Origin of the sequence: Pseudomonas cichorii, from assembly GCF_018343775.1 — a bacterium.
In the GTDB taxonomy this organism is placed as follows: Bacteria; Pseudomonadota; Gammaproteobacteria; order Pseudomonadales; family Pseudomonadaceae; genus Aquipseudomonas; species Aquipseudomonas cichorii.
Genome location: NZ_CP074349.1, coordinates 1820828 through 1842154, shown reverse-complemented (window position 1 = coordinate 1842154; position 21327 = coordinate 1820828). Strand labels below are relative to the sequence as shown.

The 21327-nt window shown below is 55.4% G+C and carries 17 protein-coding genes; 16 read left to right on the top strand and 1 reads right to left on the bottom strand.

Features of this window, described 5'->3' with window-relative positions; translation table 11 throughout:
• The first annotated feature begins 83 nt into the window (after nt 1-83).
• Together acpA and KGD89_RS08185 are read left to right on the top strand one after the other, a co-directional pair.
• Nucleotides 84-1760: an acid phosphatase gene (gene acpA, locus KGD89_RS08190; protein ID WP_025259303.1), complete on the top strand. Its 1677-nt coding sequence runs from the start codon at nt 84-86 to the stop codon at nt 1758-1760.
• Between the two features lie 105 nt (nt 1761-1865).
• Entirely contained in the window at nt 1866-2363 is a 498-nt protein-coding gene (locus tag KGD89_RS08185; protein WP_025259302.1) for an N-acetylmuramoyl-L-alanine amidase, read from the top strand.
• A 50-nt stretch (nt 2364-2413) separates the two neighbouring features.
• Here the strand turns inward: KGD89_RS08185 and KGD89_RS08180 are convergent, their stop codons facing one another.
• Nucleotides 2414-3358 carry a LysR family transcriptional regulator gene (locus tag KGD89_RS08180; RefSeq protein WP_025259301.1) on the bottom strand — a complete coding sequence of 315 codons (945 nt, stop codon included), beginning with the start codon at nt 3356-3358 and terminating at the stop codon, nt 2414-2416.
• 468 nt (nt 3359-3826) lie between these two features.
• Between KGD89_RS08180 and KGD89_RS08175 the strand changes: the two genes are divergently transcribed.
• From KGD89_RS08175 to KGD89_RS08110, 14 genes are all read left to right on the top strand, one after another.
• Nucleotides 3827-5347: an amino acid ABC transporter permease/ATP-binding protein gene (locus tag KGD89_RS08175; RefSeq protein WP_025259300.1), complete on the top strand. Its 1521-nt coding sequence runs from the start codon at nt 3827-3829 to the stop codon at nt 5345-5347.
• A gap of 31 nt (nt 5348-5378) precedes the next feature.
• A complete protein-coding gene (locus KGD89_RS08170) occupies nt 5379-6251 on the top strand; it encodes a phytanoyl-CoA dioxygenase family protein (RefSeq protein ID WP_025259299.1) in 873 nt (290 codons plus the stop codon).
• A 27-nt stretch (nt 6252-6278) separates the two neighbouring features.
• Nucleotides 6279-7112: a transporter substrate-binding domain-containing protein gene (locus KGD89_RS08165; RefSeq protein WP_025259298.1), complete on the top strand. Its 834-nt coding sequence runs from the start codon at nt 6279-6281 to the stop codon at nt 7110-7112.
• Nucleotides 7113-7170: 58 nt separating this feature from the next.
• Complete coding sequence (locus KGD89_RS08160; RefSeq protein ID WP_025259297.1) at nt 7171-7902, top strand: class II aldolase and adducin N-terminal domain-containing protein; 732 nt, start codon at nt 7171-7173, stop codon at nt 7900-7902.
• Nucleotides 7903-8028: 126 nt separating this feature from the next.
• Nucleotides 8029-9330: a flavin-containing monooxygenase gene (locus KGD89_RS08155; RefSeq protein ID WP_025259296.1), complete on the top strand. Its 1302-nt coding sequence runs from the start codon at nt 8029-8031 to the stop codon at nt 9328-9330.
• Nucleotides 9331-9370: 40 nt separating this feature from the next.
• Nucleotides 9371-9787 (top strand): RidA family protein, encoded by a 417-nt coding sequence (locus tag KGD89_RS08150; RefSeq protein ID WP_025259295.1) that lies wholly within the window; start codon nt 9371-9373, stop codon nt 9785-9787.
• Nucleotides 9788-9798: 11 nt separating this feature from the next.
• A complete protein-coding gene (locus KGD89_RS08145; protein WP_025259294.1) occupies nt 9799-10476 on the top strand; it encodes a DUF1028 domain-containing protein in 678 nt (225 codons plus the stop codon).
• Nucleotides 10473-11621 carry an acetylornithine deacetylase gene (gene argE, locus KGD89_RS08140; protein ID WP_025259293.1) on the top strand — a complete coding sequence of 383 codons (1149 nt, stop codon included), beginning with the start codon at nt 10473-10475 and terminating at the stop codon, nt 11619-11621. The genes KGD89_RS08145 and argE overlap by 4 nt, the downstream gene beginning before the upstream one ends.
• 636 nt (nt 11622-12257) lie before the next feature.
• Nucleotides 12258-14180 (top strand): DUF1800 domain-containing protein, encoded by a 1923-nt coding sequence (locus tag KGD89_RS08135; RefSeq protein WP_025259292.1) that lies wholly within the window; start codon nt 12258-12260, stop codon nt 14178-14180.
• A gap of 14 nt (nt 14181-14194) precedes the next feature.
• Nucleotides 14195-15400, top strand: a complete 1206-nt coding sequence (locus KGD89_RS08130) for a DUF1501 domain-containing protein (RefSeq protein WP_025259291.1) — start codon at nt 14195-14197, stop codon at nt 15398-15400.
• 64 nt (nt 15401-15464) lie between these two features.
• Nucleotides 15465-17345 (top strand): glycosyltransferase family 2 protein, encoded by a 1881-nt coding sequence (locus tag KGD89_RS08125; protein ID WP_081741919.1) that lies wholly within the window; start codon nt 15465-15467, stop codon nt 17343-17345.
• A 52-nt stretch (nt 17346-17397) separates the two neighbouring features.
• Nucleotides 17398-18573 carry a DegT/DnrJ/EryC1/StrS family aminotransferase gene (locus KGD89_RS08120; protein ID WP_200985751.1) on the top strand — a complete coding sequence of 392 codons (1176 nt, stop codon included), beginning with the start codon at nt 17398-17400 and terminating at the stop codon, nt 18571-18573.
• The gene (locus tag KGD89_RS08115; RefSeq protein ID WP_025259290.1) at nt 18570-19595 is read left to right on the top strand and encodes an NAD-dependent epimerase/dehydratase family protein; all 1026 of its coding nucleotides are present in this window, start codon (nt 18570-18572) and stop codon (nt 19593-19595) included. The genes KGD89_RS08120 and KGD89_RS08115 overlap by 4 nt, the downstream gene beginning before the upstream one ends.
• Before the next feature lie 48 nt (nt 19596-19643).
• Entirely contained in the window at nt 19644-21014 is a 1371-nt protein-coding gene (locus KGD89_RS08110; RefSeq protein ID WP_025259289.1) for a lipocalin/fatty acid-binding family protein, read from the top strand.
• Nucleotides 21015-21327: the final 313 nt, after the last annotated feature.

Genomic DNA, 21327 nt, shown 5'->3' with positions numbered 1-21327 from the left:
GCACTCCTGTAGCAATATCGTCATATAGCCTCGATACGCTCTCGGAAATCTTTAGTAACAATTAAAGCGAGCAGGTAATCCGCATGAGCAACAAACCAGACGACGACTCACAAACCAACCCCAGCCGTCGCCGTTTTCTGGGAGGAATGGCGGCGCTGGGCGCAGGCGTCACCCTCAGCGGTTACGCCACAGCCAGCGAAAAAAACGCCTCTGGCACTGAAAGACGCCTGACCGGCACCGAGCTGGACAAGGCACTCAAGCACCACATCAAGACCGTCGTCGTCATCTACGCCGAGAACCGCAGCTTCAATAACCTGTTCGCTGACTTCCCCGGCGTCGAAAAACCACTCTCGGCCCTCAAGCCTGCCGACTACCAGCAACACGACCGCGACGGCTCTTTACTCAAGACCCTGCCGCCGGCCTGGGGCGGCGTCTTGCAGCTCGGGCCGCAGACGGTCGATGGCGTCACCTACGCCGCTGGCGTGCAATATCAGGAAAACCTGCACAACGCGCCCTTCCCGCTCAAAGGCCCGAGTGGCGAAGACCTGCCCTTGAGCCTTGTCACTCGCGACCTGTGGCACGTGTTCTATCAGAACCAGATGCAAATCAACGAAGGCAAGAACGACCGCTTCGTGGCCTGGGCCGATGCGGGCGGGCTGACCATGGGGGTTTACCCGCAAAGCCAGTATTCGCTGCGCCTGTGGGACGTCGCCAAGGAGTTCGTGCTCTGTGACAACTTCTTCCAGGGCGCTTTCGGCGGATCGTTCCTCAACCACCAGTACCTGATTTCGGCTACCGCGCCGTTCTACCCGGACGCCGCCAACTCTGCCGCCAAGGCCCAGATCGCCACCCTGCAAAGCGACGACCCGCTGGACCCGCGCCTCAAGCCACTGGATAAATCCCCGGCCAGCGCCCTGGAGGGTCCGCCACAATTCGGCCCAAGCGCGCTCACGCCAGACGGCTACGCGGTCAACACCCTCGCCCCGCCCTACTGGCCGACCTGGCTGCGCGATCCGCAGAACCCGGATTACTCCAAACCGGACCTGGCCAACGTGCTGGTGCCCCAGATCCACGACCACATCGGCGACAAGCTGTCGAAGAAAGACGTCGAATGGGCCTGGTATGCAGGTGCCTGGCAAGTCACGCTGGACGAATTCAAGGACTCCACCGGCATCCCGAAAATCCCCAACTTCCAGTACCACCACCAACCGTTCAACTACTTCAAAAACCAAGGCCCGGAGAACCCGGCCGAGCGCAAGAAGCGCCTGCGCGATGGCGGCCTGGGCGATGAGTCCGGCACCAACAAGTTCCTGGCCGACGCCGAGGCCGGCAAGCTGCCTGCCGTGACCTTCTACAAACCTCAGGGCAACCTGAACATGCATGCCGGTTACGCTGACGTCGCTTCCGGCGACCGCCATATCGACCGGGTCATCAAAGTACTGCGCAACAGCCCGCAGTGGGAAAACATGGTGATCGTCATCACCGTAGATGAAAACGGCGGCTGGTGGGACCACGTCGCGCCGCCCAAGGGCGACCGCTTCGGCCCCGGCACACGCATCCCGGCAATCGTCGTCTCGCCCTTCGCCCGCAAAGGCACGGTGGACCATACCGTCTACGACACCGCCTCGATCCTGCGCCTGATTACACGGGTTCACGGGCTTGAAAAGCTCGATGGCCTCAAGCGTCGCGACGACGCCATGGCTGCCCGTGGCCAGACACCCATGGGCGACCTGACCAATGCGCTGCAATTTCCCACCTGAATGACTGAAAAGCCTGTCAGCCGCTGTACACGGCGGCTGACTTGAGGCACAGGCCGCTCTCGTATTCCTTACAAGGTTCCAATCACCTTGCAAGGAATGCAGCCCATGAACCAGACCTCAACCCCTTCTACGCTCAAGAATCGGACCAGCACCGACCTCATCGTCGTCCATTGCTCCGCCACCCGCGCCACGGCCGATATCGGCGTGCGTGAAATCACCCAATGGCATATCCAGCGCGGCTTCGACACCGTGGGCTATCACTATGTCATCCGCCGCAATGGCGAACTGGAAACCGGACGCCCGGAAAGCACCATCGGTGCCCATGTGAAAGGCCACAACCTCAACTCCATCGGCGTCTGCCTGGCCGGTGGCGTAGACGCCCGCAACAAACCGGAAAACAACTTCACACCTGCACAGTTTGCGACCCTTGAAACCCTGTTACAGCAACTCAAGGGCCGCTACCCCGCTGCACGCATCCTCGGCCACCGCGACCTGTCGCCGGATCGCAATGGCGACGGCAAGATCACGCCTGACGAGTTCATCAAGGCGTGCCCTTCGTTTGATGTAGGCGAATGGTGGGCGAGTCGAGCTGACGCGCGTTAAGCAATCAGTGCAAAGCTCTTACCGCTGCATGAGGCAAGCACTTGCTTGCCTCATGCACAGGGTTCGATCACCCTCGCTGCAACATTGGCAGGCGGGGCCAGCTCGACAGTGCGGCAATAATCCATAAACAGCCGGGTAGCGCGTGTTGGCTGGTTGTTGCGCAGATAGGCCATGACCAGCGTCGACGCTGGCATATCATCTTCAATATCCAGTTGGGCCAGTAGCTCGCCGTCGTAAGTCATATTGGTGCAGGGCCGAGTGACCAATACCGAAAAACCCAACCCCTGGCCGACCATGCAGCGCACCATTTCAATCGACGGTGAACTGTACGCAACCACGGGCGAATAGCCCTTTTCCGTAAAGATATCGATGAAGTAGGTTCTGCTGGGTACGGCATCCAGCAGGATCATCGGCTCCTGGCTCAGCTCGTGCAGCGTGACGGTTTTTTTCTGTGCCAGAGGATGAGCTGCCGGCAGCAGTGCATAAGGCTTGTGCGGCGCGTTCAACTCTTCTTTATTGATGGTGGCGCCCAGCTCAAGATCGTACAGAAACGCCAGATCGAAACGGCCACGGTGCAGCCCGTGCATCAATTCGTGTTGCTCGCCATCACACAGTTGAATAGTGACATCGGGGTATAAACGCTTGAAACCTGCAACCAGCCGGGGCATATAAAGTGGCGCAGCCGATTCAAAGCAACCAATAGCGATAGTGCCACGGACATGTTTGTTATCCGCGCGCGAGTTCTGTTCAAGTTCTTCGGAAAGTCGCAAGAGTTCTTTAGCTTTCTCATATACTTTCCCGCCACCTGACGTCAGGGAAACACCTTGCGCATGGTGGCGTACAAACAAAGGCTGTTCAAATGCCTCTTCGAGATTCTTGATAGCCACTGAAATGGAAGGCTGAGAAATATGCAACTGTCGCGAGGCTTCGGCAATACTGTCCATTTCAACTGCAGTGACAAAATACTTGAGCTGTTTCAATGTAAAGTGAGTCACTGCTTACCCCGCTTTGTACCGCATTGCCTGAATAGCTTTTACCTATACCCTAGCGAAGACCATGCCAGCGGCCAGGTTTTGCGTCAATTCATTAATCACATCGCCTGTTACCGATAACCCAGCCTGCTACGCGCTGATAAACCCCAGTAATGACGGGCCTCGCAGCACGACAGACGGCGCACTGAATGCGCGCAGTCGTGCCCGAGCGCTTGATTGACCGCCCTAAAAGTGCGCACTTCAGATGCATAAAATCCGCTATTCAGGCTCCGAACTTCAGAGCCCTGAGGCGCTTGTCATTATCAGCCTAGTATCTGCTTAGGATTTTCCTATGCTATGGGCCAAAACTTACTATTTGGCGAGTGGACTTGGCATCAATCATGATGGCCACAGAAGGGAGAACAGAGAGCGTTCACTATCAACTTCGACAGGACGTCGCCCATCACTATTCACTTGCCGAGCGAACTGACGATGACGTTTGACTGGAAATACATGTTTAGTCTGCTCAGCGATACCGAGTTCTGGAGGGCGAGCTGGACCGTCATTCAGCTCAGTGTATTGACGTGGGTAATAAGTATTGTTCTGGGGTTTGTTCTGGCGCTGGCCAAACAATCATCCCAGCCCCTGATCAACTTGCCAGCCCGGGCCTATATCTGGCTATTTCGTAGTTTGCCTTTACTGGTCCTGCTGATATTCATTTATAACTTGCCGCAGGTCGTGCCAGCCACCTCGGCCGTGCTGGCCAACCCGTTCTGGGCAGGCCTCATCGCCCTGGTGATATGCGAAACCGCTTACGTCGCAGAAATCCATCGCGGCGGCCTGCTCTCCATCGCCAAAGGGCAAAGTGAAGCGGCCAGAGCCTTGGGGCTGAGCTTTGTCGGCACTCAATGGCGGATCGTGATTCCCCAGGCGCTTCGTGTCGCGCTGCCGTCGCTGACCAACGAATACATCTCCATCGTCAAACTCAGCTCGCTGGTGTCGGTGATCTCCCTGACCGAGATCCTGATGGTAGGCCAGCGCCTCTACTCGCAGAACTTCCTGGTCATGGAAACCATGGCGGCAGTGGCCTTCTACTACGTGCTGATCGTTACTGTGTTCGACTTCCTGCTCAAACGCCTTGAACGCTACCTGGACGTGACGCAGCGCAAGGTCGTGCGCGAACCGGACGCCGACATGCTCAAGCTCGCTACCCAACAGCGCGCCGCCATTGACCGCCCCGTCTCAGACTTCGAAGGCCCTGCACTCCAGGCGACCCGGCTGCACAAGGCTTACAACGACATCGAAGTGCTGGGGGCCGTCAACCTGCAGATCCAGCCCGGTGAAGTGGTGTCGGTAATCGGGCCGTCGGGCTCGGGCAAGACCACATTGATCCGCCTGCTCAACGGTCTTGAGCAGATTGATAACGGCGACATCAAGGTCAATGGCCAGCCCTTCATTCACCTGACCCGCCAGGGCGCACAGAAACCGCGTTACGTGGAACACACCGAGCACCGCATGAAGATCGGCATGGTGTTCCAGAGCTTCAACCTGTTCCCGCACCTGACCGTGCTCGACAACCTGCTACTGGCCCCGCGTTACCACCGCCTGGCCCCGACAAATGAGCTCAAGCAACAGGCCTACGAGCTGCTGCACAAGGTCGGCATGCTGGAACACACCTGGAAATACCCGCATCAGTTGTCCGGCGGCCAGCAGCAACGAGTGGCGATTGCCCGTGCCTTGATGATGCGTCCGCAAATCATGCTGTTCGACGAACCCACTTCGGCACTGGACCCGGAAAAGGTCAACGAGGTGCTGCAGGTCATCGAAACCCTGGCGCAAGAGGGCATCACCATGGTCATCGTGACCCATGAGATGAACTTCGCCTTCAAGGTCTCCGATCGCATCGTGTTCATGGAGAAGGGCCGCGTGGTGTGCGACGACAACCCACAGGCGCTGCGCAACGGCCAGCACCCGCGTGTTGAAGCTTTTCTGAAAGATGTCTCGTTGGCTTGAACCTTAACGTTTTGTTTGATGGGAAAAGAACATGATCGAGCAATGGCAGATAGACCAGTTTCACGAACAGGGCTTTCTCGTGGTGGAAAACGTGCTGAACGCCCATGAAGTGGCCGCGCTACAGCAAGACTTCGACCAGTGGGTAGAGAACAGCCGCAGCCAGGACAAGGCCTGGGGGCAGACCCTGGATGGTCGACCACGTTTCGATCTGGAAAGCGACCATCGCCCCGATCACCCGTCGCTGCGCCGCGTGACCTCACCCACGGAAATCTCGCAGGCGTACTACCAGACGGCATTTCAATCGCGCATGGCAACCATTGCCGCGCAACTGATCGGCGGCAGCGGCACCCGTTTTCATCACAGCAAGATCAACTCCAAACTGCCTCACACCGCCACGCAGGTGAAGTGGCATCAAGACTTCCTGTTCACGCCACACAGCAACGACGACCTGGTGACAGCCCTGCTGATGGTCAGCGACGTGACCCCGGAAAACGGCCCGCTCAACGTAGTGCCGGGCAGCCACAAGGGAGAGCTCTGGTCCCATTGGCAGAACGGCCGCTTTACCGGTGCGGTTGAAGAAACCGTCATTGAAGAGCACTGCCAGCAACCGGTCGCCTGCTATGGCCCGTCGGGCTCGGTGTGCTTCATGCACACCCGCTTGCTGCACGCCTCAAGCCCCAATGAAACCGAATTCCCACGCACCCTGTTCATCAGCGTCTATGCCGCCGAAGACGCCTTGCCCTTCGGTGAAAACCCGCTGCCCAGCGAGCACACCGGCTTGATGGTGGCGGGCGAGGAAAGCGGCCTGATTCGCAGCACCGTGCACCAGATTCGCCTGCCACAGAAACCCAAGGGCGCTTCGTTTTTCGTGCAGCAAGCCGGAAACGACGTCGCCACTGCCTGAACCCTACCCACTCTGCGAGGAATACCCATGAAGCTTTCAAGCCTGATTGTTCGTCCCGTTGCGCTGGCTGTATTGGGCGCTGCGCTTGCCATGTCCGCATCGATGGCCTCGGCTTTCCAGCAGCCGGGCAAGATCATCGCCGGTTCCGACATGACGTTCTTCCCCTATGAATACATGGACAAGAACAAACCAGCCGGCTTCGACATCGAGTTTCTCGACGGGCTGGCGAAAGTGATGGGGATGACGGCAGAGAACATCGACACCCGCTTTCCCAACCTGATCGGTGGCCTGCAGGGCGGCAAATTCGATATCACCAACTCGTCGATGTACATCACCGCCGACCGCCTGAAAGTCATCGACATGATTCCCTACCTCAAAAGCGGCGAGTCCATCCTGGCGGTCAAGGGCAGCGCCTATCAGCCCAAGACCCCGGAAGACTTCTGTGGCCACAAGATCGGCTCCATGGCAGCAACCTCCTGGCTGCAACAACTGCAGAAACTCTCCACCGAGTACTGCGTGAAAAACGGCCTGCCACCTATCGCGATCAGCGAATACGGCACCGACCCGCAAACGACCCAGGCCATGCTGGCCCACGCGGTTGAAGCACAGATCACCGACGCGGCCGTGGCTCGCGGCGTGGTGGAGAAACTCGGCAACCGGGTGGTGATCTCCTCTGAAACCCTGATCTACCCGGTGCTCAACGGCTTCGGCGTGAAAAAGGGCAACGATGTGGTCAAGAACGCCCTGATCGAAGGCCTTGAGAAATACAGCAAGACCCCGGAATACGCCGCATTGCTGGAGAAATACAAGTTCCAGGCCCCGACTGCCGACGACATCGCCACGCTGATGCCAAAACCCTGATAGCCCATGAACGTGCCCGGCAGTCACTGCGGGCACGTTCTACCGGAGTGCAATAACCATGGCCCTCAACTTCGAAGAACAGACGCGCATCGACCTGGCGGCGACCTTTCGCATCATCGCCCACCTGGGCATGCACGAAGCCGTTGCCAACCATTTCAGCGCCGCCCTGTCAGCCGACGGCAAAAAGTTTCTGCTCAACCCCAAGTGGAAACATTTCTCGCGGCTGCGCGCCAGCGACCTGTTGCTGCTGGATGCCGATGATGCCGAAGCCGCCCACCGGCCCGATGTAGATGCCACCGCCTGGTCCATCCATGGGCAGATCCACCAGCGCCTGCCGGATGCCCGCGTGGTGTTGCACTTGCACCCGGTCTACACCACCGCCGTGGCGTGCCTGGCCAAGCCGCACATTCCGGCAATCGACCAGAACACCGCCCGCTACTTCAACCGTGTAGCAGTGGATGAGCTTTACGGCGGCATGGCCGACACCACAGCCGAAGGCGCCCGCCTGACCGGCTTGCTGGAAGGCAAGAACCGTCTGCTGATGGGCAACCATGGCGTGATCGTCATTGCCCCAACCGTAGGCGAGGCCTTCGACGATATCTGGACCCTGGAGCGCGCCTGCCAGATTCTGGTAACGGCATGGTCCACAGGCCAGCCGCTGAAAATTCTGCCAGACGACGTCGCGGAGAAAACCGCCCGTGACTGGGAAAAAATCACCGATTTCTCTCACCAGCATTTTGAAGAAATGAAGCTGCTGATGATTCAGCAGGACCCTTCGCTGGTCGACTGACAACACCCGTTACTGACTCGATACACGTCTGCGGATGCCGTAGGACTCTTTGCGCCTGCGCCCTGACGTTTCGCTACTTTTTTACGGCACCAACACGTCGAAAACGGCCTGTTGAAGGAGGCCAGGATGACCGAGAAAATCACAGAAATCGACACACTCGTCGTGGGCGCGGGCCAGGCTGGCATCGCCATGAGCGAGCACTTGAGCCGCCTTGGCATCGAGCATCTGGTACTGGAAAAACACCGCGTTGCAGAAGCCTGGCGCAGTGGCCGCTGGGATTCGCTGGTCGCCAACGGCCCGGCCTGGCATGACCGCTTTCCAGGCCTTGAATTCGACATGGACCCGGATGGGTTCGCCGGCAAGGAACAGGTCGCCGATTACTTCGAGCGCTATGCACGCAAATTCGATGCGCCCATCAAGACCGGCGTAGAGGTCAAGCGCGTTACCCGAAACCGGCAACGCGCAGGCTTCACCGTCGAAACCAGCGCAGGCACCTACGTGGTCAACCACCTGGTATCAGCGACCGGCCCGTTCCAGAAGCCCGTCATCCCGGCAATTGCCCCCAAGGATGACGCCCTGCACCAGATTCACTCGGCCCACTACTTCAACCCCCAACAACTGCCGGAGGGCGCAGTGCTGGTAGTCGGCGCTGGCTCTTCCGGCGTACAGATCGCCGAAGAACTGCTGCTCGCTGGCCGTCAGGTCTATCTGTCGGTCGGCCCCCACGACCGTCCGCCACGCGCCTACCGTGGCCGAGACTTCTGCTGGTGGCTGGGCGTGCTGGGCCTGTGGGACAGCGAAACCGTACAGCCCGGCAAGGAACACGTGACCATTGCGGTCAGCGGTGCGCGTGGCGGTTACACCGTGGACTTCCGTCGTCTGGCACAGGCCGGCATGACCCTGACCGGCCTGACCGAAAGCTTTGCCGATGGCAAGGTGCGCTTCCAGAACGACCTCGTCGACAACCTCGACCGAGGTGACGAGAACTACCTGTCACTGCTCGATGCCGCCGATGCCTATGCGCAGCGCAACGGCCTGGACCTGCCACTGGAGCCCTCGGCCCGCGAGCGCGTGGCCGATGCCGACTGCATCACTCACCCGTTGCAGGAACTGGACCTGGCCACCGCCGGTGTCACCTCGATCATCTGGGCCACGGGCTATTCCCAGGATTACAGCTGGCTGCAACTCGATGCCTTCGACGCCAAGGGCAAACCTCGCCATCAACGTGGCGTGTCCAGCGAGCAAGGCCTGTACTTCGTCGGCCTGCCGTGGCTATCGCGACGCGGTTCCGCCTTTATCTGGGGCGTGTGGCACGACGCCAAACATGTGGCTGACCAGATCGCCACTCAACACAAATACCGATCGTACGACCAGGGCAAACGTGTCATGCCCTCCCCTGTCGTCCAGTTGCGCAACGTCAACGGCTGATCACTTTACAGGAGCGCGAATCGCTCCCCAGGAGTTTCACATGAGCACCCCGACTCACACTCGCATCCGCATGTTCAACACCAAGGACACCTACCCCAACCAAAGCCTGAACAACGACCTGTGCCAGGCCGTGCGTGCCGGCAACACCGTGTACGTGCGCGGCCAGGTCGGCACCGATTTCGACGGCAACCTGATCGGCCTCGGCGACCCCGCCGCACAGGCGAATCAGGCGATGAAAAACGTCAAGCAACTGCTCGAAGAAGCAGGCAGCGACCTGTCGCACATCGTCAAGACCACCACCTACATCATCGACCCGCGCTACCGCGAGCCGGTCTATCACGAAGTCGGCAAATGGCTCAAAGGGGTCTTCCCCATTTCCACAGGGCTGGTGGTATCGGCATTGGGTCAGCCGCAATGGCTGATGGAAATCGACGTGATCGCCGTAATCCCTGAATAAGGAGCGCCGCCATGACCTTTTCCATCGCTGCACGCTGCGCAGAAACCGGCCAGTTGGGCATCGCCATCAGCTCATCGAGCATCGCCGTGGGCGCACGCTGCCCCTGGTTGCGCGCTGGAGTTGGGGCCGTGTCCTCGCAGAACATCACCCTGCCCGCACTGGGGCCTCAAACACTGGAGCTGATCGAGCAAGGCCTGCCGCCAGCCGAGGCTTTGGAACAGGCATTGGCGGGCAACGCCTTCAGCGAGTATCGGCAAATTACAGCCATCGACCATCAGGGACGGACCGCGCATTTCAGCGGCAGCGAAACGCTGGGCATCAATAACGCACGCAGCGGGGATCAGTGCGTGGTGGCTGGCAATATGCTCGCAAGCCCGGAAGTCATCGACACCATGATCAAGGCTTTCGAGGAAACCACAGGGCCATTGGCCGAGCGCCTGCTGCAAGCGATGCGTGCAGGTCTGGCGGCAGGCGGCGAAGCCGGGCCGGTACACTCGGCGGCAGTAAAAGTGGTTGGCGAACCTTCCTGGCCCATCGTGGACCTGCGTGTGGACTGGACCGACCACGACCCCATCGAAGCACTGAACAACCTGTGGCAAACCTACCGGCCACAAATGCAGGACTACATCGACCGCGCCCTGAACCCTGCCAGCGCACCGGGTTACGGCGTACCGGGGGATGATCGATGAGTACCAGCCGCGAGCTGTTGGCGCGACTGGTGGCCTTCGACACCACCAGCCGCCTGTCCAACCTGGCCCTGATCGATTTTGTTCGTGATTACCTCGACAGCTTCGGGGTCGCCTGCGAACTGATCTACAACGCGCAGAAAACCAAAGCCAATCTGTTTGCCACAATCGGCCCGGCCGACGTGCCGGGCATCGTCTTGTCCGGGCATACCGATGTCGTGCCAGTGGACGGCCAGGCCTGGACCTTCCCGCCGTTCGAGCTGAGCGAAAATGGCGGCAGACTTTACGGTCGCGGCACGGCCGACATGAAAGGCTACATTGCCTGCGTGCTGGCAATGGTCCCGGCGCTGGCACAAGCTTCGCTGCGCCTGCCGGTACACATTGCGCTGTCCTACGATGAAGAAATCGGTTGCCTGGGCGTGCGCTCATTGCTTGAAACGCTCCATACCCGCCCAGTAAAACCGCTGCTGTGCGTGATCGGCGAACCCACGGAGCTCAAACCGGTGCTTGGGCACAAAGGCAAAGTCGCCGTGCGCTGCGAAGTCCACGGAGCCGCCTGCCATTCGGCCCATGCACCCAGCGGCGTCAACGCCATCGAATACGCCGCAAAGCTGATCTGCGAACTGGGTCGTCTTGGGGAGGCATTAAAAGCCGATACACAGGACCCGCGTTTTGACCCGCCCTTCTCCACCGTGCAGACAGGCGTGATCGGCGGAGGCACCGCCTTGAACATCGTCCCCGCACAGTGCCACTTCGACTTTGAAGTCCGCTCGCTCCCGACACTGAACCCACGCCAGATCGTCACCGCCATGCACACCTACGCCCAACACAACCTCCTGCCAGCCATGCGCGCCGTGAGTGGACAGAGCGACATCCAATTCACCGAACTGTCGAGCTACCCAGGCCTGGACACACCGATGCAAAGCCACGCAGCGGAGTTGATTGCACAGTTCTGCGGCTCCCGGGCATTCGGCACCGTCGCCTTCGGCACCGAAGGCGGATTGTTCGACCAAGCAGGAATCCCGGCCGTGGTCTGCGGTCCAGGGAGCATGGAACAAGGGCATAAGCCGGATGAGTTTATAAGTGTTGAACAGCTTGAGGCGTGTGATGAGATGCTGAGGCAAGTGCTGGTGTTTGCACAGCGTTAAGGTCATCAATAACTTTTTGGGTGAGGGGTTATGGGTATGGCCAGGCTCAAATATCTATCTCTCTACGCCCTCGCCTGTTGCCGAATTTGGAGAGCGCTGGATCATCGCTAAGGGACCAACGACAAACAAAACCGTTAACATTCACCATGCTTCGGCGGACGGGATTTTTATAGACCCCGTACAGGAAAAAGTCTGCGTGCGATCTCATTACCGAGTCTATCAATGATATTTTCTGGCAAATGAACACGCACCGTAGCTTTGCATTTTTAATAGCCACCTAGTGTACCGCTTGTGCAAAAATCTCAAACCTCTCACTAGCCGACCTTAACTTCGCACCCTTTGAAGAAGGCCCAAACAAGCCAGCCAAAAATACTTAAGCCCCTCAAGTAAAGCGAAGTCAATATCTCAATAACCTTTGGGATTTTTCGTCAGATCCTCATTAAAAATAAAAAGAACGAAATCTCTTGTTTCAAATTGATTTTTTGAGAAAAATCCAGCCGATAGCGTTTTTTTTCAAATTCAACTTCGACTAAAAACAAGCAATACGTACTCTAGGGAACCGTTCCGAGTTGTTGTAAGCCGCGATAAGTTTAACCATGTTCCCCGTCAGCAGATCCCAGACAGCAGGGGAACACCATGTCTTTCTTCTCCATACCAAAAGCACTTTCGGGACAAAAATTCTCCGTCGCTCTGTCGACCCTGCTTTCAATCATAGCCTGCAATGCTCATGCACTGACGCCAGATGAAACAACCCACCTGCTGGGTCGCACCGGCTTTGGTGCCAGCCCTTCCGACAGGGAACTCTATCAGCACTTGAGTCGCGAACAGGCAGTAGAACGCTTGCTTGAGTCTCTGGATGCTCCATTATGGACACAACCACCAGCCTTCACACGCCAACCCCACCCAAACTATTGGGCCGAGGGATGGCAAGATCGCGAAACCACATTTCTACGTATCAACGAAATTAATCAACTGCAAGCGTGGTGGTTACAGGAAATGGTTGTAACGCCCTCACCTTTCGCGGATCGAATGACCCTGTTTTGGCATAACCTTTTTGTTTCACGCTTCGACAAAACCCACATCACCGCACCATTCCTAGAACAGTTAATGCTATTCCGGGATACAGGCAATCGCAACTTTCGCAGCCTGACACGTCAAGTACTGCAAGACCCAATGATGCTAAGCGGATTAGATAATGTTCATAATACAAAGCACCGTCCTAATGAAAATCTGGGACGCGAACTCCTTGAACTATTCACATTGGGAATTGGCACTTACAGCCAAGAGGACGTAAGACAAGTAGCCCGAGTCTTGGCCGGACATGGTGTTGCGTTTGAACAACAATGGCGTTATCGGTTTGATGAAAAGACAGCAGACCGTGCCGAAAAACGTGTGCTCGGCCAAACTATAAATGGCAACAGTGACAAAGAGCTGGACGAGTTGGTCGATATCCTGCTCCAACAACCACAAACGGCCAAGCGTCTGGCACAACGGTTTTATAACGAATTCGTCTCCTTGACTCCAGCTCCGCAGGAGGTCGAGCGTCTGGCTCAGGTTCTGCGCGACAGCGACTATGACATTCGGGCTCTGCTTCAGGATCTATTATTGAGTCCGGCTTTTTGGGATGAACGCAATCGCGGCGTACTGCTTAAGTCCCCACTGGAACTGGTGATAGGTTTCGCTCGCACATTTGAACTGGTACTACCGGATCAGCAGATTCTGGTCGATTACTCTGCTGCCCTGGGACAAGCACCGTTCATGGCACCCTCAGTCGAGGGCTGGCGTGGTGGGCTGGAGTGGTTGAGCAGCAAGACTCTCACTGATCGAGAACGTGTCATACAGCGCCTCTGGCAAGCGGTGCAAACCCTTGAACAGCGTCCACAAGCCGACGCCTTGCAGGTGCGCTTTGCGTCCGAATACACCACCACACCTGTGCGCTTTAAAGTGTCGGTCAACAATCAGATCATCAAGACCTTTGAAGCGAAACTCGGTGCTAATACCCAACATGAATTGAGTTCAAATGAACCTGGAAACCTGAAACCCATGTGGGAATGGGTGAGTATTCCACGCAAAGAGCTGCCTGAAAATATCCATACAGTAACAGTGACTATGGACGTACAAAGTACCGGCAGTAATCTTTTCGTCAACTGGATAGCTCTGGATGGTTATCGCTTTTCCCCCCAAAAAGCTCGCTGGTCCACTACCGCCGGCTCAGGTTGCCAGGCTGACTCACCGCTGGGCTCGTTCTACTGCAATCTGAGCCTGGTGTTCGAAGTCAGTCATCCCATTCAAGCAGAACAGGCAACTCTGGAAGACCGCCATGCCCCACTCAACTCAAACCTTGAATATGGTACCGGACGACAACAGCTCCAGTGCCGTGTAACACCTTGCCTTCCAATAGCTGCCGCACGCATTCCAAACCTCAAGACATCAGCCGGAAACATATCTTTCAACTCAGTGTTGGCAAGCGCGCCATTACGAATCGAACTGCCATTGCTGGAGTCCGGCCTACAAGCAGTCAAAGCACTGACTCTCGACCCGGCCTACAACCTGAAATAGCTAAAGGGGGCTTAATGTCTGACTCTTGTTTGTTTTCTCGACGTCTGTTGTTAAAAAGTCTGACCTTGGGAATGGCGGGAATCGCATTACCGTTATCGTTGTCGGCAACCGAAAACCAGAAGTTACCCCCCCACAAACGACTCATTGTGATTGAGTTGTTTGGCGGTAATGATTCGCTCAACACCTTGGTTCCCTACACGGATCCTCTCTACAAACGCTATCGACCCAACCTGGCGTTAAACAACCGTGACATCGTTCCGTTGTCGACAGAGCTGGCTTTGAATGCGGCATGGAAGGATATCGCCGAGGTTTTCCAACGTGGAGAACTGGCAATCGTTCAGGACGTCGGTTATCCGCAGCCCAACTTGTCTCATTTCGGCTCTGCGGCGATATGGGCATCGGGATCTCTGGAAGCAGGTCAACATTCCGGATGGGCTGGCCAAGTGATCTCGACCCACCGTATCCACATGAGCGCTCAAGATGCTGACGGCATCATTCTTTCGGGCAATCAGGACCTGATGCAAAGCAGGGGTGCCCAAGTCTTGACCTTGCAAGACAGCAAATCGTTTCTCAGTGCGCAGACACGGCCTGTGATATCGACAACCCTCGGAACTCAGAACCCGGCAGCACACCACCTTGAACAATTGCTGGATCAAAGTGCAACTCTGCGGGAACGGATACGTCGCAAAATTAAAACACCTAATCGTTTTAATGCGTGGTTCACAAAGGATGGTTATACGGAACCTCAAAACATGCAGGCGGCGCTACTGTTATGGCTGATTGAAAACGACATCAACGCCCCTTTGTTCAAACTCAGTCTATCCGGCTTCGACTTACATTCGGGTCTGCGCGGCGAACATGAGCGCTTACTCGGTAAAGTGCAAACCCTGCTGCTGTCATTGCGCAAGGGACTTATGGAAATGAGTGCATGGAAGGACAGCCTGATTCTGGTGCATTCCGAGTTCGGTCGTCGTCCACAGGAAAACGCCTCGGCAGGCACCGACCATGGCACCAGTGGTTTAGTGCTGCTATGCGGAGGCAGTGTATCGGGAGGCTTATGGGGGCAGCAAAGTTCGCTGCAAGATCTTGATAGCGATGGAAACCTAAAATTCACCACCGATTTTCGTGCCATTTACGCTTCTATCATTCAAAACTTTTGGGGGCTGTCGGCCAGTAGTAATGCTCCCGATTCTATCGCGGCACTGGGCATAAAACTCTGAACTTAATCGTGCCATTTCTGCCCACGCGCCTGATAAGCGTCGGCGTAAAACCGAGGAACCTCATATGCAACTAACCGCTGTCGAGCCACAACATAATGAAGAAGTGGAACGTTGGAAAAGACACTTCCAGCGCAAGACGTTCTGCAGCCAGAATACTATTATCGCTGGCGAATTACCCACCACTGATGCCGATATTCTGGTGTGCCTGACGCTTTACAACGAACAAGCCCAAGCCGTGGCTGACACGCTGGCAGGGGTGGCACGCAATCAGATTCAACTTGCCAGATACATGGCCGCACCGGTCCCAAGGATCGTGGTGTGTATAGTACTTGATGGTATGCACTGCGTAGATGCTTCGACCACCCTGCTGCTTGAAAGTCTGGGGCTCTCCCCCCGGCGTCAACCAATGGATGAAGCACTGGCAGAAGCTGAAAACAGGATAATACTTCAAGGCAAAAACCTGCCTGCCAATGAGTTACTCGAACGTTGTGGGAAAGACTGGGTCGGCGAGCAGTCCAGTGCATCGATCACCGTATTACTGGCTACCAAGCTGCATAATGCCAGCAAACTCGACAGCCATGCCTGGTTCTTCTGGGGCATTGGCAGCAAGGTCAAGGCACGCTTCGCAATGCAACTGGATGCAGGGTCTATTCCCGCTCCAGATTGTTTTAAGCACTTATTGCAACACATGCACGACGAACCTGAGTGCGGTGCGGTAACCACCTGCATTCTGACCCCTGTGCCTGAAAACATGAACCTCCAGCAAAACTGGCAATACGCCGATTATCTCTGGGAAAAAGTCAGCGATTGGCCCGTAGGTAATCTGTGCCGCTATCTGGAGGTGGTCCCAGGACAATGCAGCCTGATTCGCTGGGAGAGTTTCTGTGAGCCTGAAAGTCAGGAGCGGGCCCCCATTGATGAGTATTTAAGAGGGTTGGAACCCCAAGGACTACTCGAGTGCAATTTGTTCTTGGCCGAAGATCGAGTCATGGGTTTTGAGCTGGTCAAGAACCTACAACATAGCAGTACCGTCCGTTATTGCCCGCAGGCGCAGGTAGAAACGGACTTGTGTCCTGACTTTGGCGAACTTATCAGGCAACGCAGGCGCTGGATCAATAGCACGGTGGCGGCCCGCCTGAGTTCGGCAAAACAACTACCGAAAATGATGAAGCAGCACAGCATCTCAACACAGCGTATTCCTGGAGTATTACTGTCATTGTGTTGGGGGCTGATGCAGTTTGCAACACAACTGATGATGCCTGTGTTTATTACGGTATTAATGGCTACAGGCGTTGCCTACACCAGCACGAAAATCGGTACTGCCGCGCACGTCGCCGAATCGAACGGCTATTGGGCAGCCACGGGATTCCTGTTGTTATGGGCCAGTGTATTGCTCATCAGTCGACAAATTAATATCGGAAGTCGCAGAGGGGAACGGTGGCATATCACCGCTATCTGTACCTTGGGGATTGTCATGGTGTCCGGCTGGGCATTGACACTCTGGGGAAGCACATTGCAAAGCCTTTACTTCATAGGTGCCACACTCCTGTTCGTGATCATCGCCATCGTCGCCCAATCCTGGGGACACCTGAGACAGGTCGGCCGCTGGTTTGGTCTCTATCTTGTACTGCTGCCCGTCTTCAACCTTTATATGACTTCTTATTCACTGGCAAATATCAGTGACATCAGTTGGGGCACCAAGGGACTGGTATCAAAACATGCAGCGCCTGACAGGGCTCGACGCTGGTCGAGAACACGTGACCAATTGCTATGGATCTGGATTCTGTCAAGTGTCGCGCTGTCCAGTTTGATTCTACTTGCTGTTCCGATGTCATCCTGGATGGTCTGCGTACAACTTCTTTCATTATTTTTCGTTCGCATCGGGATCGCGGCCTTTATAAGTGTATGCACTCAGGCTTACGACGCGGTACGTCAAAGAACCTGACCCTTCCCGTTATTAATTCTGCACTTAATATCCATTAACTGGAGTCATGACCATGAATCCCCATACGCTGAAACCTGAGACCGATAAACGCCTGGGAATAGTACGACCCACTTTTGCTCCTTTTGAAATTCTTGCCCCCCGTTTCAAATCAAGCATGGACAGTGGCGTCGTCACCAATGGAGGTCCTCAACTCAAAACATTTGAAGCTCGACTGAGCGACTATCTATCGGTACCGACTCTGGCGTTCTGCAACGGAGAACAGGCGTTGATCGCGCTGCTGATGGCCGCTGATCTCAAAGGCAAGGAAGTCATCGTTCCCTCCTTTACCTTTGTCGGCTCGGTGCATGCCATTGTTATTGCAGGTGCCATCCCTGTGTTCGCAGAAATCCAGAGCCTCGATTGCCCCCTCGCGGATCTGAGCGACATAGAACGAAAAATAACCGAAAACACTGGAGCCATTCTAGCAGTGGATGTCTACGGTTATGCCAACGACTACAAGTCTCTGGAGAAACTTGCTAAACAGAACGGGCTGCGGTTGTTCATCGATAGCGCGCCGGCATTTGGCAGCCTTTATCAGGGTCAGCGCATTGGTGGATTCGGCGATGGGCAGATTTTCAGCTTTCACGCGACCAAGCCATTCAACACTCTGGAAGGCGGTTGCGTATGCACTAATGACACTGAACTGATGAGCCGCGTAGCGGCAATTCGCAACTTTGGTCAAAGCGATCAGGGCGAATGCCTATATGTAGGGCTCAACGGGAAGATGAGTGAAATCAATGCGATTGTCGGCTTGGCTCAGTTGCCATCTCTGGAGTTGCAACTCAAATGCCGACGCCAAGCTGCTGCGCGTCTGATTCAGGGTTTGGAAGGCATACCTGGCCTGAATGTATGCCAGCCGACAGGGGAACAGGAACCGGTCTGGCAATACCTCCCGGTACGCGTAGACCCCGAACACTATGGAATGAATCGGGATGAACTACAACACACAATGGCAACGGCCAATGTGATGGTTCGCAAGTATTACTCGCCAGCGTGCCACTTGATGCCGGCGTATGCCTCACCCCAGCAAACCGATCTGAAACTGACAGAGGAACTCGCCTGCAGTGTCCTGGCACTGCCTATCTATAACGACATGAGCGAAGCCGAATGCGATCGGATAGTCGCATTGCTATACACGCTTTATTTATCAGGACTTCCAGTGGTGGCTCATCAAGGGGTCGCATCATGAGTAAAAAAATCCTGGTAGCAGGCGCTGGCGGTTATATCGGTATTGTCTTATGCCAGCTTCTGGTTAAAAGCGGTTATGAAGTCATCGCGTTTGACCGTTTCTTTTTCGGAAGGCGCAATGGTGATTTTGAGCTTTCGTCAACTCTGGTAATCCGGGGAGATATACGCGAAATAGAGGCCTCTCTGCTTGAGCATGTCGATGCCGTGGTGGACCTGGCCGGACTCAGCAACGACCCGGCAGCCTTGATCTCACGTCATGCAACGTATTCGATCAACTACGAGGGTGCCTGCCATCTGGCCCGGACGGCCAAGGAAGCCGGAGTCAAAAACTACGTTTACATGAGTTCGGCCTCTGTTTATGGGCGGTCCGGAAATGAACCTTTGCAAGAAGAAGCGACCTGCGTTCCTCAAAGCCTTTATGCGGAACTGAAACTTAAGGTGGAAAATAGCCTGTTAGCGCTGGGCGACACACACTTTCAACCTGTCATGCTGCGCAATGCAACGGTGTTTGGCCTCGCTCCACGCATGCGTTATGACCTGGTCGTCAACACCATGACGCATATGGCGATGCGTGAAGGCGTGATAAGAATCGACGGTGATGGTTGCCAGCAAAGACCCTTCATTCATGTTCGGGATGTCGCACGGGCTGTGCTGCTGGCACTTGAGCTTGACACAGAGTTAGTGCCCGAACGCATATTCAATGTGGGCGGCGATACGCTGAATTACACCATTAAACAAATTGCCGAGTGCGTTGCACAACAAGTAAGTTCTGCACAGATCATCATTGCCCCTAACAACGCAGACAGCCGTGACTACTGCTTGAACTTTAATCGAGCTCGGAAACAATTAAAATTCACACCCTCAATCGACATTGAGGCTGGAATCAAAGAAATCGTCACCGAACTGACCACGCAGTCAAATATGCCGGGTGATCCTTCCTGCTTTACCGCACCTTGGTATAAAAATCTGATGGAGTGGGAAGAGCGACTGACAAGACTGAGCTTACGAGGCCGAATTCTCTGATTGCTGAATCACTGACGCCTGCTCGTCAGTGATAGGAGGAGCCTCACAATGTTTAAACGCATGAACAAGGCAATAAGCTCAGTGCTATTTATGGGCCTAAGCGCGTGGGGAAAAATAGCAGAGTGCAAGACAACCGAGGAAGGTTTTTATGAGCAGACTCAAGTAACAAGCCACCTTAATTACTGGCAACGTACACGTCATGAATGGGACGCTACGGCACAGAACAGCGACGTCAAAAGCACATTGAAACAAGCTGTTCTTGCACAAAATATAGACATTACATCAGGGTATGCTCTAAATACCCTAGGGCTGGATATAGGCCTTTTCAGCAGCGCGCCCTTGACGGCAAGCCAAGGCAGTATTCATCCCAACACAATGGGACTGTCTCAAGAAAAACAGTTGTCCGAAGAACGCTACTCAGGGGACAGGGCAGGCTGGAGCTACTACAAGGCTGCCGGCAAATGGAGATCAGGCCCGTTCTGGGCTCGACTTGGGTATTTACAACCCCACGGTCAAGGCTTATTGGCGACAAACTGGAGCTTCGTACCTGGAACCTATCGCGGTTTGGAAGCCGGCGTAAAACTGCCACAGCCGTCAGGTGTTCTTGAAATGTCTTATTTTTGGAGCGATCAATACAAAGCACCATGGTATACAAAGACAGACTCTTTTTTACAAGGCGATGGGAGAACCCGAATACATTACTTGCACACTCTGGGATTAAAATATCAAGATGACAAAGACTACTCAGTTGAAGCCGCATGGGGACAAGCACAAGGTTACCGTCAGCAGTTTTTCTTTAAAGTCTCACGGCCTGTCAATATCACGCTCATGCCGGCACTCATGACCTATCAGCTCTATGCTGCACGAGACCAGAAACAGGAAGACGCACAGTATACCGACCTGGCGTGGCTGCAAGCCCTGACTATTGGTTCCACCCAAGGCTCACTGGGGTGGCGGATAGAGGCTACCTCCGTGAAAGCAGAAGGATCGATGGGATATTTCACACCACGCATGACACCCGCTTATGGATCATCCAACGGTCGCATGGATATAGGGTGGGATAGCCGTTCAGACTTCAATGCACATGGCGAGCGCGCCCTGTATACAGGCATCACATACAAATTGAGTAAGGAAGAGCGAGGACTGACAGTCGGTATTGCCCACACTTACGCCTGGAATGCCCGCCCTGCCGGGTCTATCGACATTCAACAACAGACATCACTCACAGAACAGGCTTGGCGATACAGCATCGCTTACAAGCTGCGCACGGGAAGCGATCGTTACACACAATTCGACTTTCGCCACATACGATACCGGAACAGCGCCAATGGATCACCCCAACAATCAGGCTATTCCAGCATTCCACTCAAGAGCAACGAATCCATTCTGTCCGTCAGCGTTCCTTTAAAATTTCTCTGACGTGAGCCTGATGAAAACCATCCATTCCTGCGCGGCTTTCTGAATGGGCTTGGTGTAACGCCGCCTCTCCTCATCACTCTACTGAGTGTCCTCACGCTAAACCCCAATACTCCGCCATTAATGACCGAAAAAAGTGCAGGGAAGTTTATTCATCTCAAGCAATCCCTCTTGAATTAAAACTCAGAAAAATTACATAAACCTCACCGAAAGGCGGGGGATGTCAATGAGCGCTGAACCCGCCACAATACCGGAACCTTGAAACACACGCCTTCAGAACCCCAGGGTAAAAACCGGATGTTCGCACAGACGGCGT